Here is a 16,421-nt window from a genome sequence, read left to right as displayed (position 1 = left end):
CTTTTCTACTGTATACTGCTCTGTGTTGCTATATTGCAATATATCTTAGCCACTAACAAGGAGTCACTTATGACGGCGCAACCATCGGGTAGCGGGCAGCAGTTGTATTATGCAGGCATTGCAGCAGTCGTTATTGTCATTTTACTGGCATTGTGGATGTTATTTAAACCAGCATCAGAGACAGCGCCTGAAGTTATTACCCCGGTACCAGTCCCCGCAGAAGTGGTGGTTGAACCCATACTGCCGATGCCGGTTGATGAGCCAAAGACGGAGCAGATAGCCGTTGCTGAAACAGAAAGCACACCCGAGCCAGTCATCATTGCGCCGCCGGTTGAACCCCTACCCACGCTGGAAGCGTCTGATCCGGCGTTAAAACAAGATGTGTTGAAATTGAATTGGCAACCGGGTTTGGCAGGGTTAATTAATACCAAGCAGATGATCCGAAATCTGGTGGTAACAGTCGATAATCTTGCACAAAAACAATTGGTTGCAAAGCACCCGGTAGTGGTGCCGCTCGACCAGCCATTTATTACTATCGCCGATCCAGCAAGCCAGACTTACCAGATAGATCCGGCAAGTTACCAGCGGTATGAGCCTTACATCCGGTTGCTTGAAAGTGCCGAGCCCCAACAATTACTAGCGGTATTTAAGCGCTATCAGCCTTTGTTTGAGCAAGTCTTTGGTGAACTGGGTTATCCTGAGCTGACTTTTCAGCAACGCCTGCAACAAGCGTTAACCTCGTTTTTAGCCATTGAACCAATGTCGGTAGACACCACATTGGTTCGAAAATCAGTCGCGTACACCTACGCTGATCCTGCGGTAGAAAGTTTAAGTGATTTGGAGAAGCAAGTTATCCGTTTGGGCCCGGATAATCATCAACGATTACGTGCGGTGGCAAAAAACTATCTGGCGTTACTGGAAAGCCGCGAGTGAAATAACCGTTGTTCAGGCGCACTGCTGCTTAAACATTGAGCAACAAAGCAGTGTTGCCGCTAAATCACTTGAAACCTGGCAGGCCATTGCGCATAATGCGGGCCTGCCGCTCTGGTGTAACTTATGCGGCACTCAATGGTAACTCCATTGGTCCTCTCGCAATGCTAGTAGGTTAACCTGGTCAGGTCCGGAAGGAAGCAGCCACAGCTTATGATGCAGGTGCCGGGATGTGGCTGGTGGAGTTGCCACCCACTTGTACTTTCTTCTTATAATCTGCGCTAACAATATCCAGTGCGGCTAAGATGTCGTTGTCAGAGACGTGCTGCTGTTCTAATAACATAATTAAATCAACGGCCAGCTTAACGTGCACCGGCGCATTGGCTAAGCCGCTGTTAGTGTTCTGGCTATCGTCAGTCACTTAGTTGCACCCGCAACCCATCACTTATTGTCATCCAGAAACTGCCTGGCCCTGCTGACGGCCTCTTTTACTTTCATTTGCATCTCAAAGCGTTCACTTTGCGGTAAGTAAAACGACATATCCACCTCATAGCGAATATAGCGTGGTGGTAGCAAATTCAATGATATACAGCATAAATCTGCCAGATACTCACTGTCTTTATTGCTGTCAAGTTCCAGCTCTACAATATGGTCAAGTAACAGTTTTTCATAATAATTATGAATATCATCATCCAGTTTCATAAGGGCCTCTGTCTGCTAAAACGTCAGGCCAAAGCATAATCAGCTTTACATGAAAACACCACCTAAAGATTGAGTTAACGAAGCACGCTGTTACAATGCCCGGGTCAAGACTAGCGGATCCCTGCAATGCAAAAGAATACCACCCCCTGTTACTATGGCGATTATCTGCAACTGGATAAAATACTCACCGCCCAGGCGCCAGAGAGCGCGAAGTACGCCAATGAAGCGCATGATGAAACGCTATTTATCGTGGTTCATCAGGTATATGAGTTATGGTTTAAACAAATTCTGCATGAATTAAAAGCCGTTATGGCGGTATTTGCCGAAGCTGAAGTAAAAGATCAGCAGTTAACCGGTATTGTGCATAAGTTAAAACGGGTGATTAGCATTCAGCAATTGTTGAATCAGCAGATAGCCATCATTGAAACAATGACGCCGCAGGATTTTATGTCGTTTCGGGACTATCTGGTGCCTGCGTCGGGCTTTCAGAGTGTTCAGTTTAAAATGCTGGAAATTGGTCTTGGCCTGAAAAGCGAATATCGGATTGATTTTGATAAGAACTCTTTTTACAGTCGCCTGAACGCGCAAGATCGTCATTTTTTAGAAGCGCTGGAAACAGAGCCAAGTTTGTTTGAGCGGATAGAGAAATGGCTGGAGCGCATGCCTTTTTTGCAGCTTGATGATTTTAGTTTCTGGCAGATGTATCACAATGCTACTGCGCAAATGTTAGATGACGATGAGCGCACCGTGTCGGGCATTGAGCAGATTTCCGAACCGGATCGCCAGTTGCAGCTGGCAGAAATTGAGCGCACCAGGGCAAAGTTTGCCGCGTTGCTTGATCAAGATAAATACCAGGAGCTGCAAGCGCAGGGCACCTTCCGGCTTAGTCAGCGCGCCATGCTCTCGGCGTTATTTATCAGCCTGTATCAGGAAGAGCCGGTGTTTAATTTGCCGTTTCAGCTACTAACCTGCTTAACTGAAATTGATGAAAACCTGACGATATGGCGTTATAAGCACGCGATGATGGTGCAGCGCATGTTAGGAACTAAAATTGGAACAGGTGGCTCATCGGGCCATGATTATTTAAAACGGACCACTGAAAAAAATCGGATTTTTACTGATTTATTTAATATGGCGACGTTTTTGTTGCCAAAATCTGACTTACCGCTTTTGCCAGCGCAGGTTAAACGCAAGTTAGGTTTTTATTTCGGCCCTGAGCGGTAAATTACAAACTGAAAATGCCGCCTTAAACAACTGTAAATGCAGTTGGGTCAGGGCGGCAACATCTCGCTGGTAACCCCCGCCAATCACGGCGGCGACCGGTATGTGCCGATTACGGCATGCACTGATAACCAACAGATCCCGTTGATAGATTGCTTCTGTTGAAATATTAAGCAAGCCCAACTCATCCTGTTGGTGGATATCGACACCGGCGTCATAGATGACCAGTTCTGGCTGATGCCAGTTTAATAAGGTTTCCAGGCTTTGGTTAACGGCTTCAAGATACTCCGCATCATTACAGTGTTTCGCCAGGCCAATATCCCAATCGGAACTGATTTTTCGGGCTGGAAAGTTCTTTTCGCAGTGAATTGATGCGGTGATAATGGCCGGCTCAGCACTAAAAATGCCAGCAGTACCATCGCCCTGATGCACGTCCAGATCGAAAATCAGGATCTTACTCAGCCCCTTGGTCAGCATAGATTGCGCGGTAAAGGCTAAGTCATTGAACACGCAAAATCCTGCGCCTTCACTTTTTCTGGCATGATGATACCCACCACTTAAATGCAGCGCGATCCCGCGGTTTAACGCCAGTTCAGCACAAAGCCGGCTGCCCGCTAACGATACCAGCGAGCGATCAACCAGAGCTTGCGACCAGGGGAAGCCAATCCGGCGCATGGCCTGCGGGCTGATTGTGCCCTGACAAATACTGTCAATATAGTCGGCGTCGTGGATACCGCTAAGCTCTGACGCACCTATGGGCTCTGGGGTACTGAACGCCTCTGGTTGCACGCCTGTGGCCAGCAACGCCTGATACAAGGCCTGATATTTGGTTATGGGATAGCGATGACGCTCTGGCAAGCTGAGCGCACTGTAGCAGGGATGATATACCAGGCCTGGAGCTGACAACGCCATCAGGGGATTTGCCGCTCATGTTGTAAAATGGCCTGTTCTACTTCAGTTATTGCCCGCCGGCAACGGCCCAGTCTGGCATGCAGTGCCAGGATCCGGTTCGCACTATCATCACTTCGATAGCGTTCTGCTTGCTCAATCATATCCAGTAAGCGGCGCTCGAACTGCTGAAACTCTGTCAATTGCTGATACAGGCTTACTGTGCTGCTGTGCTGCGTAGCTGCTTTTTCAGTTTGCTTACTGCCAGGCTTATTGAACTGAATAGCGCGTTGAAACTTACTCCGGGTTTGCTGGTTGCTAAAAGCACGGGTTAACGCGTTCACCTGGGCCGCTAAATGCTCGGCTAATCGTTGCTGACTGGCCAAAGACAGCGTGTTTTGTTTATCGCTTAACCGCTGCAGGTTGCGGGAAGCATCTGCAACATAATCAGCAAGATCCGGCGAGTGACAACTGAACAAACCGCTTTCAAACCAGTCTTGCGGCTTGCCGGGCTGGCGTTTTGCATCTATTGCACAGGCGCGTTGCTGTAATTCATGTAGCTGGTTGGCTAAAATCTGCAGGGCGCTCATGTGGCACTCCAGGCTTGCCAGGCCAGACGCAGGGCGATTGCTATCACGACACTGATAAACACCGGCCTGATAAATTTACTGCCAAAGCGAATAGCGCTGTGCGCGCCAAGAAATGCGCCAAGCATCAGACATAAACCCATCGCAATACCCAGCACATAATTGACATGGCCCAGCGCCATAAATGCCACCAGCGAAAAGCCATTACTAATAAAATTCATGGTTCTGGCAACGCCGCTGGTCAGTAACAGGTTTATTTTATACATGGCCATGCTGGAGACCATCCAGAAGGCTCCAGTGCCAGGACCTGCCACCCCGTCATAAAACCCCAGCGTTAAGCCTTGCAGCCGTTGTTGCCAGAATAACTTAGCGTTTTGTTGCGGCAATTGCAGCCGATCATCTGGCTGAATACGGTTAAACAAGGTGTAAATTGCTGCCAGTAAGATCAAAATTGGTAGTAGTTTCTCCAGTAGCTCAGTACTTAGCTGGTCGACCACCAGCGTGCCAAGTATTGCACCGATAGCCGTGTACCCGATACTGCGGCGCCAGTAATGCGGATTAAATAATCGCTTACGATAATAAGTAAGTGACGCAGTTAGGGAGCCAAAGGTGGCCGCCAGTTTGTTGGTGCCCAGCACCAGGTGAGGCGGTAAACCAGCGGTTAATAATGCTGGCACGGTTAACAAGCCGCCACCGCCGGCAATGGCATCAATATAGCCAGCGACAAAAGCAACTGCACAGAGGATCAGTAATAAGTCGGTGGCGGGCAGCAGTTCAGTTAGCACCTGGTGGTATCCTGTCTGTACTTATTCATCAACGTAATCAATTTCGTTAGTACTCAATCTGGCGCCGAAAAGGCGGTAGGGTATCGAGCATGGCTTTGCCATAGGATTTGGTGACCAGCCGTCGGTCCAGAATGACAATCCGGCCCTGATCCTGCTCCTGGCGTAGCAGTCTACCACAAGCCTGCACCAGTTTCCTGGCAGTTGCCGGGATCGCCAGTTGCACAAACGGATTACCTCCCTTGCGGGTTACCGCTTCGCTCATCGCGGCTTCAAGGGGGGAGGTGGGTACGGCAAATGGTAACTTGGTGATGATCAAGTTAGTGAGCAGCTTTCCTGGCAGGTCCAACCCCTCAGAAAAACTCTGGGTGCCGAATAAAATACTGGTTTTATCATGCTGACAGTTTTGCCGGTGTAAGCTAAGCAATGACTGGCGGGAGGCTTCGCCCTGAACTAGCAATGAAAAGCCCTTGGCCCGCAATGCCTGTGCTACCTGCTGCATTTGCCAGTAAGATGCAAATAGTACCAGGGTGCCCTGATGTTGGCTGAGGTAGTCAGGAAGTATCGCGATCAGCTCATCGGTATAGGCATTGGCTGTCGGGTCGTGCTGCATTTTGGGCAGGAGTATCACGCCGTTTTGCTGATAAGCAAATGGCGAGTCGACCCGCAGGGTCTGTAAGCCGGGATGTTCGTGCAGACCGAGCTCGAACTTTATATGCTCAAAAGAGTTCAGTACGGTTAGGGTTGCTGAGCATAAAATGCTGGCATAGGCCTGAGAAAACAGCATGTGCTCCAGACTTTGGGCAACACTTAACGGACAAGCATGAGCGGTTAACTGCCCATGCTCGTCTTTTGCTACCCAACGTGCCTGGTACGCAGGTTCTTTCTGTGGCTGGGCATACAGGTGCCATAATCCATGTTGCTGTTCCAGCTTTTGTGCCAGCAGGCTTAGCTCCTGCAGCAACTTGCTTTGATTTTTTTGCTTGCCGGGCGTTAATGCCACCTCGCCCATAGCTGAACTGATTTTATCAAGCACCCCCAATGTTTTCTGAGCGCAGCTGGCAATCGGCTCTGCTTGCTTTTGCCACAGCGCAGGCAATGCCGCATGCTCGAAGCGATATTCGGTCTGACTGGTTTCGGGGAACCAGCGGCTTTGCCATTCGGTCAGACTCCGCTCTATCGGTTTTAATAAACCAAGCAGCTCGTTACGATAATCGTCAAGTTTCAGTAAGTCTTTTAAACTGCTCTCGGGTAAAGTCTGAATTAACTGATGAGCTAGCTGCCCCAATTTATCGAGCCACACGTGGGGTTGGCTTAACTGCGCAAAAGCGGCAAAGTAATCACGACCACACGCCGGCAAGTGATGGGCTTCGTCAATCACGTAAATGCAGTCTTCCGGCGGCGGCAGAATAGCGTTGCCTGCGGCTAAATCTGCCAGCAGCAAGCTATGATTGACAACAAGTACCTGAGCATCATTGACCTCGGCCCGGGCCAGATGGAACGGACATTGCTGATGGCGTTTATCGTGCTTACTACAGTGGTAAGGATCGGCGCTAATGCTATGCCATAGCGCCTCATCAACTGCCAGTGGCAGGGTATCCCGATCCCCCAGCCAGCTTCGTTGTTGCCACGCCTGTTGCAGCGTTTCCAGCACGGTGAAGTGATTTCGCTCAGAGCTGGTTAATAAGTCTGGTTGAATGAGCTGCTGTTTTAAACGTTCAATGCAGGCATAACGTGAGCGCCCCTTCACCAGATTATACTCAAACTCAATTCCGCTGTGCTGGCGAAAAAAAGGAATATCCTTATTGACCAGCTGTTCCTGCAAGGCCACCGTTGCAGTCGCAATCACCAGTTTTTTCTGACGGGCCAGAGCAATAGGCACCGTTGCCAGCAAATAGGCGAGTGATTTTCCCGTACCGGTGCCAGCTTCTATAAGACCAATGCGGTCGTGGCGATGATAATGACCAGCAACAATATTAGCCATTTGGGCAATCAGTTTATTTTGCCCCGGTCGGTTGTGATAATTAGGCAATGCCGACTTAAGCTTTTGCTGGGCGTCGCGAATTTGCTGTTTTAACGTTTCAGAGAGCATCTGTGCGGTTGACATAAGTTAGTCGGTTGCCTGTATAGACGTACAGTTTTGCAATTCTAACCAGCAAATTGTTTTTTAGCAAAGGTACTAATGAGCTCAAAGCAGGGTGAACAGGGCTTTAAATATATTTAGTTCGATAAAGCAAGAAGATGAAATTCGACGATTATGGTGATAATGTAAACAATTAATTACGAGCTATTCGGCTGTTTTAGCGGAGCTTTGCTGAAAAAAACAACACTTCAGCCGGATAATTGGGCTAATTTGTGGCTAAATGAGGTAATTAACTCCGTTTGGCGCTATTTTAGAGCAAAACTGCCCCAAATGCGGGATTGACTAAATATCGTCCAAAACGGCAATGTGACAACTGCCGCGCGAAATTGTTCAATAAAAGCTGTTGACCCTACCGAAAAATACCGTTTATTATCAGGTCGCGACAAATCGGATAATATCCGGGATGAATGGAGTGCCAATTGCCTTAAAGATTGGTAACTGTTTAAAAATAGAATCACTAGCGAGATAGTGGTCCAGGGAGAAATACATGTATACAAATAATAAATTAAATAAAGCTGTGCGCTTAGCTATTGCCTTCGGCGCAGCTTCAGCTACTGCTTTTACTGCGTCAGTAACTGCAGCAGAAGAAGATGAAGCGGCTAAGGTAGAACGTATTGAAGTTACTGGTTCGCGTATTAAACGTACCGACCTTGAAGGTGCAGTACCAGTTACCGTTATCGACCGCGCCGCGATCGATTTCTCTGGTCAGACTTCAGTATCAGACTTGATTCGTAATATCTCTTTCAACACCTCTGGTTCTTTCCGTCCACAGTCTGGTAGTTCGGCTCAGGGCGTATCAAGTGTTAACTTGCGTGGTCTGGGTGCAGAGCGTTCTCTGATCCTGGTTGATGGTCGTCGTCTGCCTAAATCACCATCTACTGGTAACTCGCAGGATTTGAACTCTATTCCTATGGCTGCAGTTGACCGTATTGAAATACTGTCAGACGGTGCGTCAGCGGTATACGGTTCAGATGCGATTGCCGGGGTAATCAACATTATTACCCGTAAAGATTTCAACGGCGTTGAACTGCGTCTTGGTAAGTCTGAAATCAGCATTCCTTCAGAAGGCGGTGACCGCGAAGAAGGTTCAGCGGTATTCGGTTCAAGCTCTGATAACGCCAGCGTTATTGGTGGTGTTTCATGGAACAACCGGGACATTATTTTTCACCGTGATTTCCCATGGGTAGGCCCAGGTGCATCGTCATTTGGTGTTAACTACCGTGATACATCAAGCACGCCAGGTGCTAACCGTGCTTTCCGTTCTATCGTTAGCGATGCTGAATGTAATGGTTTAGAGAACTTCTTCCGTACTGGCGCTATCTGTGCTTATAACTTCAACGCGACCAACGCGAACGAAGCATCAACCGGTAACTCGTCAGGTTTCTTAAAGGCTGAGTACAACGTTAATGATGACTGGAAAATTTTCTCTCATACCTTAATTGCCAAGACTAAGTCTTTTGGTCGCTATGCGCCGCCATTAAACGACAGCACGCCATTAATGGCTGCTAACAGTCCAAGCAACCCAACTAACCCACTTAGCCCGTACCACGATGCGACTAACCCTGATCATCAGAACAACCGTATCGTTGAGTTCCGTCACCGCTTTGCTGCGCTGGGAACGCGGGATAGCCAGGTTGATAACTGGTCAACCGACTTCTTGGTTGGTGCAGAGGGTATGATTGGCGACGTAATTGTAGATTTTGGTGTTCGTAAAAACAAAACCAAAACTTATGAAATCGGCCGTAACTACTTATTAGGTACTGCAGCAATCAATGCAATTAACGATGGCCGTTATTTAGTAGGTGACCCGTTCGGTGAGCGCTTCACTACTGATGCGCAGAGAAGCTCATACCAAGGTTTATTAAACAGCTTGAAAGTGACTACTGCTCGTATCGGTATTTTCGATCAGGAAGAAGCATTTGCGTCAGCATCTTTTGATGTAATGGATTTAGAAGCGGGTACCATTCAGGCGGTATTCGGTGCTGAATACCGTAAAGAAACCTATGCCGATACTTATGACTCACTGTCAGAAGCAGGTGTTGTAGGTGGTTCAGCAGGTAACAGCGCTGGTGGTTCACGTGATCTGAAGAGTGCTTATGTAGAAGCATTGGTACCTGTTATTGATGGCCTTGAGTTATCTTTTGCTGGTCGTTACGATAAATACTCAGATTACGGCAACGATTTCTCGCCAAAAGTGGCGTTGCGTTATGACGTAATGGAAGGCTTGGTACTGCGTGCATCATACGGTGAAGGTTTCCGTGCACCAACTCTGGATATTCTGACTCAGAAGCCACAGCCAGGTAACCCATCAGTTCAGGATCCTGCAACTTGTCAAACATTAGGTCAAGCGGCTAACTGTACTGTACAGGTAAGTGCTATTACTCTGGCTAACGAGTCACTGAGCTCAGAGACTTCTAAGCAGTTGTCAATAGGTACAGCTTACCAGCCAACAGATTGGTTAAACTTCTCTGTTGATTACTACAACATTGAAATCGATAACTTAATCCGTTTCTTCGGCATTGGTACCTTGTTGGCGCGTTTAGAGTCTGGTGATCCAATTCCAGCTGGTCTGGGTATTGCACGTAACAACCAGGGCGGTATCGAACTGGCGACTCAGGGCTTTGGTAACGATGGTAGCCTGGAAATTTCTGGTCTTGACTTCAACATCAACACCAACTTTGACTTCGGTGACTTCGGTCGCTTAAACCAGGTAGTACAGTTAAGCCACCGCTTAAACAGCGAAGTAGATGGTGGTCGTAACTCAGTAAGAGACCCTGGTACTCCACGTCAGCGTGGCGTATTCAGCAACGTTTACGTTTACGGTAACTTTGATGTTGCGTACAACCTGAACTTCATTGGTTCTCAGTTTGCTGATGTAAGCTCTGACCCAACTAGCCCAACTGGTGTAGTACGTTCTGGTCACTTCGGTTCATGGGTTACTCATGACATCCAGTTCAGCTACACAATGCCAACTAACACTAAAATCTCTGTTGGCGCGAACAACGTGTTTGAGAAATACCCACAACTGGGTACCGATCCAGACTTCTCACGCGATTATAACTTCGACCTGTACGATGCATACGGCCGGGTGTTATATGTTCGTTTATCTCAATCTTTCTAAGATTGTAAGCTAGACAATAAAAGGCGGGGATTCCCCGCCTTTTTTCTATTTTAGAGCAGGTGAAAGGGGCTTTATTTTGCAGCATTGGGATTGTTACTGGCAAAACACGAAAACTTTAAATAGTTTTGCCGAGGGGGAACAAGGACTTGGTTATTCAGGCGATATTGCAGAATTCTGGCATAAGGTGTTTGCAAGCCAGAGAAATAACGCTCGATTGTTAGACCTTGCTACCGGTAATGGCGGTTTGGCGGTACTGGCTTTACAGTCGAATGCGTCTTTTCAGGTGTGTGCCTCTGACAAAGCTAATATTTCACCGCTGCAGTTATTTAACGAGCACGACAGTAGTTATTCATACCTTAAAAACATTCAGTTTTTTGGCAATATGGCGTCGGAGCAACTGACATTTTCAGCTGAAACCTTTGAGCTTGTTACCAGTCAATTTGGATTTGAATATGCCGAGCCAGAGGCAACCCTGCAACAAATACACAGAGTATTAGTAGCGGGTGGCAAAATGGTGGCATTAGTTCATCATGACCAATCATTTATTTCTGTGGATTGTAAGATCGGCCTTACCGTTCTGGATTTTTTTATCGCAGAAAACGGTTTATTAGCGAAAGCCAAAAAATTCGCCAGCACCTGTCAGCAACTGCAAGGTGTAAAGGTATTATCATCCGAACAACAGCAATTACTAAAGCAGCAAAGTGATAATTTGCTGGCAAGTTTCGTGGCCGTTCAGCAGCGTTGTGATAGCCAGCAACTGGATTGGTTTACTGATGTTACCAAAGACCTCATCCCCGTATTGGGCAACTGGCAAAATCTTACAGTAGAGACTATCGATAAAATATGGCTTAGTTTAACTCACTTTAGCCAACGAATTGCTGATCAGTTGACGGCAACCTGGGATAGCAACCGTATCACATTAGTGAAAGAACTGGCTGTTGAGCAGGGTTTTAGTGTGTCTTATTCCACATTGGATACAAAATTTGGTAAGTTATGCTGGGTATTTGAAGCGACAAAATAATCAGCGGATAATGATAAAACAGCAAGGTACAACGTTAAATTATGGTTATGGTGGGAGTAGTACGTGGATCTGAACAGAAAGTTTGTTGTGCTGCAACGCAAAGAACAATGGATGCTGAGTGAGCTTTCAGGCAGTGAGCGGCCTATCTTGGTCCAGGATTTGGACCTGTTGTTGTTAGCTCATTTCTTAGCTGATAAGAATCACGTGCAGGACAACTGCGTCACGGTATCTAACATGTTTATCGATGACCCCCTGGTCCAACTTCATGCCCCTAAAATTACTGCTGAGGCGGTGCAAAATCGTATCGAGCAATTGCAACAAGCGGGCGTGCTTATTTCCTCTGAGCAAGCAGTTAATAAAGAGGTAGTTGTAAAAGAACTACTTACAAGTACCGCTGCTCGTGCTAAGCAAGCTGAAATAAGTATTCCTGACGAGCTTAGCCTTGGTATGCATTTCGCTGCAATTATCACCGCTGATGGTTTTGCCAGCTGGTCGTCACAGCAGCAGCAGTGGGTTGCTTTACCGGCGACCTGGTTAATACTGTTACTGGCATTTGGTGATGGTAAAAAATTTAGTGATGTGCTTAACGACAAAGGCAGTTTTTTTGCAGATGAGGCAACGGCTTTTAACGTGATATCTGCACTATTTCATGCTGGTTTGCTGATAAAGAAAAAGCGTATTGTCGATAATAATGTAGACAATATACCGGTATTTAAACCTGCGATAGCTGCGGCAGATGTAACATCAAGCTGGCAGGACATTAAACCGGATGGTCGGATCCCGGTATATTTTGTTCCTCATATGGAGAATCATTTTCCGTTGGCTCTGGGTGTTTTGTTTAGTGCCCTGCAGCATTACCAGCAAGGCGTTCTGCTTCAACGCTTTGTATTGATCCCTATTAATTTTTTAAATCCCAATGAGTTGTTAAACGGTCCTTATCGAAAATTTGGTGCTGGAGTGTGGTTGTTCTCTAACTATATGTGGTCGGTAGATTTAAACCTCGAAATCAGCCAGGCAGTTAAACAGCACAATGGGGCCAATATTACCATTCATGGTGGTCCAAGCACACCAGACTACCAGCAGGCCTGCAAAGACTTTATGAACAGTAACCGGTCAGTTGACATCTCAGTACATGGTGAGGGGGAAGTGGCCATTTCCGAGATATTTGAAACGATCTCTAAAAATACTGACAATAAATTAGCATATGACGAGTTTTTACTCAGCAATGTATCTGGTATCAGCTTCAGGAATACCTTAAGCCAGAGTATTGTTCATACCAGTGAACGAACCCGGATGAAAGAAGTTGATGTGATCCCGTCACCTTATTTATCTGGATATTTTGATGGTTATGGTGGTCGGGTAGAAGCCGCTATAATTGAAACAAACCGAGGCTGCCCCTATGGCTGTACGTTTTGTGACTGGGGCTCTGCAACCAATCAGAAGGTTCGTAAATTTGAGATGGATCGGGTTGAACAGGAAATAAACTGGATAGGTCAGAATAAAATTAAAGTAATGTGGATAGCCGATGCGAATTTTGGCATGTATGAGCGTGACATCGATATTGCGCGGCATATTGTGGCGGTAAAACAGCAGTTCGGGTACCCGCACGAAGTTGTGGTGAATTACACCAAAAATTCAACACTGAAGTTGGTGGAAATAATTAAGATATTTACGGAAGGCGATATTATTAGTCAGGGCATTATTTCTATCCAAACCACTGATGAAGGAACCTTGGACGTTATCAATCGCAAGAATATCCGCACTGAGCGTTACGATGAGCTTACTCAGATTTTCTCTGATTTAAAGCTGCCACTATCCACGGATTTGATGATTGGTCTACCCGGTATTACTGTTGCAGCATTTGACCACGATTTACAGCGCTACATTGACATGGACGTATCAGTAAAAGCTTACCCTACCCAATTGCTTCCTAACAGCCCAATGGCCGATCCTGCCTATATTGAGAAACATCAGATTAAGGTAGATGCCAATAATTTCGTCATTTCCAGCTTTAGTTTTTCCGAGCAGGATCTGCACCAGATGAAAGCGATGTACGAAATGTATGTAATGGCCGATGGCTATTCATTGCTGCGTTACGTTATGCGCTATTTACAGTGGGAACACGACATCAATGCAATTACCTTCTTGCGAGATTTATTAGATCAGGTTAATGAAAACCCAACACGTTATCCGCAAATAAGCTGGGCAGTCAGATTTTTTAATCAGGATAAGACAATGCCGGGTGGCTGGGCCAGTTTCTATCAGCAAGTAGCCATGTTTATTCAGCAGCACTATGGATTATCAGACAGTTCGGCATTGGCCACCGTATTGCAGGTTAACTTGTTGTGTATGCCGGACGATACCCGAAGTTATCCGCTTGCTACTCAGCTAAAGCATGATTTTCAGCGATATTTCAAAGAATTTAAGCAATTAAAAACACCTTTGGCGAGTTATCCTCCGGCCACGTTTGAAGTTACCGATCCAAACTCAATGGTGAGTGTAGATATGAACTACCTGCAATACGACACCCATCAGTTTTTCTGGGAGTTACATTCAGAAGTAGCCAGACCAAAGTCAGTTTCTGATTTTGCCGCGGCCTGAAAGCGTGCTTCACTATCCTGTTAAAACTGGATAGTGAAGTGAGTCATTTCAGCAACGAGTGTCAGTAGTAATCAATGTCGTGATACCAGCGCGTCAAACTGGTGTTCTTTTTCGGATATTGGCGCGGAACGCTTTTCAAACGTTAGTAAATTCATTACCATTAGCGCCCTTAAAAATGTTCATTATCAGCAAAGAGTGGATTGCATGGCCGACGAAAATTTTAAAGATTCATTTAATTTTTGGCAATTTCTGGCTTTTGTGGCCGTTTTTGTAACGCTGTTGTGTCTGGTGCCTATTGTGCGCTGGGTGCAGCTTTTGTTCTGATTGAAACGTCAGCGAATACCAGTCTGAAAAGGTAGCATCATGAATTTGCAACAACTAGCTTCTGAGTTAAAAGCCGTTATTAAAACCGTGCCAGATTATCCAAAGCCGGGCATTACTTTTCGCGATGTTACCAGCCTGATGCAGGACGGTCCGGCGTTTAAGAAAGTGATTGATGCGTTCGCGGCGTACTATGCTGACAAAGGCATAGAGAAGATTATTGGTACGGAATCACGTGGTTTTATCTTTGGCGCGCCGCTCTCTTATGCGCTGGGTATTCCATTTGTGCCGGTTCGTAAACCCGGCAAACTGCCGCGGGAGCGGATTTCTCAGCGTTATACTCTGGAATACGGTGAAGATGCGCTTGAATTGCATGCTGATGCGATAGAAGCTGGAGATAAAGTATTGCTGGTTGACGACCTGTTAGCAACCGGTGGTACCATTGATGCTACGGTGCAGCTGGTAAGGCGCCTGGGTGGGGTGGTTGACCATGCTGCTTTTGTGATTACGTTGCCGGAGCTGGGCGGGGTAGTTCGGTTGAAGGACCTGGGTTTAAATATTTTAAGTCTGGTTGAGTATAGCGGCGAATAAGTTTAGGCTGGTGTCAGATCCCTTCTTTAAGCATCAGGCTGTGGCATGAGTTATCAGGTTTTAGCAAGAAAATGGCGGCCAAAACAGTTTAGCGAACTGGTTGGCCAGAGCCATGTCAAAGTGGCGCTGAGCAATGCGCTGACCAGCAGTCGTTTGCACCACGCCTATTTGTTTACCGGCACCCGCGGTGTGGGTAAAACTACTATCGCCCGTATCTTTGCGAAAAGTTTAAATTGCGAAACCGGTATTACTGCTACCCCTTGTGGTGTGTGCAGCGCCTGTGAGGAAATTGACGCGGGCAATTTTGTCGACTTACTAGAAATTGATGCTGCTTCCCGCACAAAAGTAGAAGATACCCGCGACTTGCTAGACAACGTGCAGTATGCCCCCAGCCGTGGTCGTTTTAAAGTTTACCTGATTGACGAAGTGCATATGCTGTCGCGCCACAGCTTTAATGCTTTGCTGAAAACTCTGGAAGAACCACCACCTCATGTGAAGTTTTTGCTGGCGACAACTGACCCGCAAAAACTGCCGGTGACGGTGTTGTCACGCTGTTTGCAATTTAGTTTAAAGGCGCTGAGCCCTGATCAGATTGCAGGCCATCTGGCGCATGTATTGACGCAAGAGCAGATCCCGTTTGAAACGGCTGCGCTGACGCTGTTGGCTAAAGCCGCTAAAGGCAGTTTGCGTGATTCGCTAAGCCTGACCGATCAGGCGATTGCGCAAAGCAATAGCCAGCTAGGTATTGATGTGGTGCGTGAGATGCTGGGCTTTTTAGACCAGCAATTTGCCAGTGCAATCCTGCGCGCCATTTTGCAACAGGATTTTCAGGCGTTGCAGGCTGAATTGCAGGCATTGATAAGTCAGCATAATAGTTACAGTACGGTACTGGATGATATGCTGAGCTTGCTTCATCAGGCTGCCCTAACTCAGCTCGAGCCGGCTGCAGCGCATCTGTCAGAGCAGCCTGAATTTGTCAGCGAACTGGCTGCCGGTCAGAGTCCGGAAGCATTGCAGCTGTATTATCAGCTATTAATTAGCGGTAAACGCGAATTACGCTATGCCCCGGATGAACGTACAGGTTTAGAGATGGCGTTGTTGCGGGCCCTGGCGTTTGTGCCTGCACCTGGTGGCACAGCCGCGGCTACTTCGGGTAAGCCGGTCACGACTGCGGTAGCGCAATCTACCCATGCTAAATCTGACGGTGCCCAATCGGCTCCAGCACAAGCAATAACAGTGCAGTCAACAACTGCACATGAACCGGCTACGCACGCTGCTCCGCCTGAAAATGCAGGGGCCATCTCGCAGGCTACGGCGTCTGCTGAGCCGGCTCAGCCGGCTCAGCCAGACGCTGACGCGTTGCAGTCTGCGCCAGTTGAAAGTATTGATCCCCTAACTGCCAGTATTATTAAGCGCCGGGGGTTGGCAGCAGAGACAGGTGGTTTAGCGCCAAAAAAGTCTGAGCACCGGCCTGCGCCGGTGCCATCAAGAGCGCCACAGCAGGTGAGCCAGC

Annotated in this window: 12 protein-coding genes, 1 other RNA gene and 1 pseudogene; 8 read left to right on the top strand and 6 right to left on the bottom strand. The window is 47.3% G+C overall.

Annotated elements, in window-relative coordinates; all coding sequences use genetic code 11:
* The first annotated feature begins 69 nt into the window (after positions 1 to 69).
* Together ABY802_RS08950 and ffs are read left to right on the top strand one after the other, a co-directional pair.
* Complete coding sequence (locus ABY802_RS08950) at positions 70 to 933, top strand: DUF3014 domain-containing protein (protein ID WP_372626701.1); 864 nt, start codon at positions 70 to 72, stop codon at positions 931 to 933.
* 145 nt (positions 934 to 1,078) lie between these two features.
* Positions 1,079 to 1,175, top strand: an RNA gene (gene ffs, locus ABY802_RS08945) — signal recognition particle sRNA small type.
* 29 nt (positions 1,176 to 1,204) lie between these two features.
* On the opposite strand, the pseudogene ABY802_RS08940 reads toward ffs, so the two are convergent.
* Together ABY802_RS08940 and ABY802_RS08935 are read right to left on the bottom strand one after the other, a co-directional pair.
* Positions 1,205 to 1,351 (bottom strand): annotated as a pseudogene (locus tag ABY802_RS08940) (DUF2496 domain-containing protein); the annotation flags it as partial.
* A gap of 20 nt (positions 1,352 to 1,371) precedes the next feature.
* On the bottom strand, positions 1,372 to 1,632 hold the full coding sequence (locus ABY802_RS08935; RefSeq protein WP_372626700.1) for a late competence development ComFB family protein: 261 nt from the start codon (positions 1,630 to 1,632) through the stop codon (positions 1,372 to 1,374).
* 126 nt (positions 1,633 to 1,758) lie between these two features.
* On the opposite strand from ABY802_RS08935, the gene ABY802_RS08930 reads away from it, so the two are divergent.
* Positions 1,759 to 2,856, top strand: a complete 1,098-nt coding sequence (locus ABY802_RS08930) for a tryptophan 2,3-dioxygenase family protein (RefSeq protein ID WP_372626699.1) — start codon at positions 1,759 to 1,761, stop codon at positions 2,854 to 2,856.
* Here ABY802_RS08930 and ABY802_RS08925 read toward each other — a convergent pair.
* From ABY802_RS08925 to dinG, 4 genes are read right to left on the bottom strand one after another with little or no spacing between them, the layout of a single operon-like run.
* Positions 2,827 to 3,765 (bottom strand): histone deacetylase, encoded by a 939-nt coding sequence (locus ABY802_RS08925; protein WP_372626698.1) that lies wholly within the window; start codon positions 3,763 to 3,765, stop codon positions 2,827 to 2,829. The genes ABY802_RS08930 and ABY802_RS08925 overlap by 30 nt on opposite strands.
* Positions 3,765 to 4,331, bottom strand: a complete 567-nt coding sequence (gene priC, locus ABY802_RS08920) for a primosomal replication protein PriC (protein WP_372626697.1) — start codon at positions 4,329 to 4,331, stop codon at positions 3,765 to 3,767. The genes ABY802_RS08925 and priC overlap by 1 nt, the downstream gene beginning before the upstream one ends.
* Entirely contained in the window at positions 4,328 to 5,113 is a 786-nt protein-coding gene (locus ABY802_RS08915) for a sulfite exporter TauE/SafE family protein (RefSeq protein WP_372626696.1), read from the bottom strand. The genes priC and ABY802_RS08915 overlap by 4 nt, the downstream gene beginning before the upstream one ends.
* Before the next feature lie 46 nt (positions 5,114 to 5,159).
* On the bottom strand, positions 5,160 to 7,217 hold the full coding sequence (dinG, locus tag ABY802_RS08910; RefSeq protein WP_372626695.1) for an ATP-dependent DNA helicase DinG: 2,058 nt from the start codon (positions 7,215 to 7,217) through the stop codon (positions 5,160 to 5,162).
* Positions 7,218 to 7,740: 523 nt separating this feature from the next.
* Between dinG and ABY802_RS08905 the strand changes: the two genes are divergently transcribed.
* The 5 genes from ABY802_RS08905 to dnaX form a co-directional block, all read left to right on the top strand.
* Positions 7,741 to 10,374 carry a TonB-dependent receptor gene (locus tag ABY802_RS08905; protein ID WP_372626694.1) on the top strand — a complete coding sequence of 878 codons (2,634 nt, stop codon included), beginning with the start codon at positions 7,741 to 7,743 and terminating at the stop codon, positions 10,372 to 10,374.
* 76 nt (positions 10,375 to 10,450) lie between these two features.
* Positions 10,451 to 11,395 (top strand): class I SAM-dependent methyltransferase, encoded by a 945-nt coding sequence (locus ABY802_RS08900; RefSeq protein ID WP_372626693.1) that lies wholly within the window; start codon positions 10,451 to 10,453, stop codon positions 11,393 to 11,395.
* A 63-nt stretch (positions 11,396 to 11,458) separates the two neighbouring features.
* Positions 11,459 to 13,996: a radical SAM protein gene (locus tag ABY802_RS08895; protein ID WP_372626692.1), complete on the top strand. Its 2,538-nt coding sequence runs from the start codon at positions 11,459 to 11,461 to the stop codon at positions 13,994 to 13,996.
* Positions 13,997 to 14,359: 363 nt separating this feature from the next.
* A complete protein-coding gene (gene apt / locus ABY802_RS08890) occupies positions 14,360 to 14,908 on the top strand; it encodes an adenine phosphoribosyltransferase (RefSeq protein WP_372626691.1) in 549 nt (182 codons plus the stop codon).
* Positions 14,909 to 14,953: 45 nt separating this feature from the next.
* The coding region (dnaX, locus tag ABY802_RS08885; RefSeq protein ID WP_372626690.1) for a DNA polymerase III subunit gamma/tau at positions 14,954 to 16,421 on the top strand (1,468 nt) is incomplete at its 3' end.

The sequence above is a fragment of the Arsukibacterium sp. genome, from assembly GCF_041616895.1.
Lineage (GTDB): Bacteria > Pseudomonadota > Gammaproteobacteria > Enterobacterales > Alteromonadaceae > Alishewanella.
Note: the sequence above shows the minus strand (reverse complement) of the source record. Positions and strands in the feature narration are given on the sequence as shown.

Excerpts from the sequence above, each read along its gene's own strand:
- priC (WP_372626697.1), bottom strand. The coding sequence starts at position 4,331 with ATGAGCGCCCTGCAGATTTTAGCCAACCAGCTACATGAATTACAGCAA.
- dinG (WP_372626695.1), bottom strand. The coding sequence starts at position 7,217 with ATGTCAACCGCACAGATGCTCTCTGAAACGTTAAAACAGCAAATTCGC.
- ABY802_RS08935 (WP_372626700.1), bottom strand. The coding sequence starts at position 1,632 with ATGAAACTGGATGATGATATTCATAATTATTATGAAAAACTGTTACTT.
- ABY802_RS08950 (WP_372626701.1), top strand. The coding sequence starts at position 70 with ATGACGGCGCAACCATCGGGTAGCGGGCAGCAGTTGTATTATGCAGGC.
- apt (WP_372626691.1), top strand. The coding sequence starts at position 14,360 with ATGAATTTGCAACAACTAGCTTCTGAGTTAAAAGCCGTTATTAAAACC.
- ABY802_RS08930 (WP_372626699.1), top strand. The coding sequence starts at position 1,759 with ATGCAAAAGAATACCACCCCCTGTTACTATGGCGATTATCTGCAACTG.
- ABY802_RS08925 (WP_372626698.1), bottom strand. The coding sequence starts at position 3,765 with ATGGCGTTGTCAGCTCCAGGCCTGGTATATCATCCCTGCTACAGTGCG.
- ABY802_RS08905 (WP_372626694.1), top strand. The coding sequence starts at position 7,741 with ATGTATACAAATAATAAATTAAATAAAGCTGTGCGCTTAGCTATTGCC.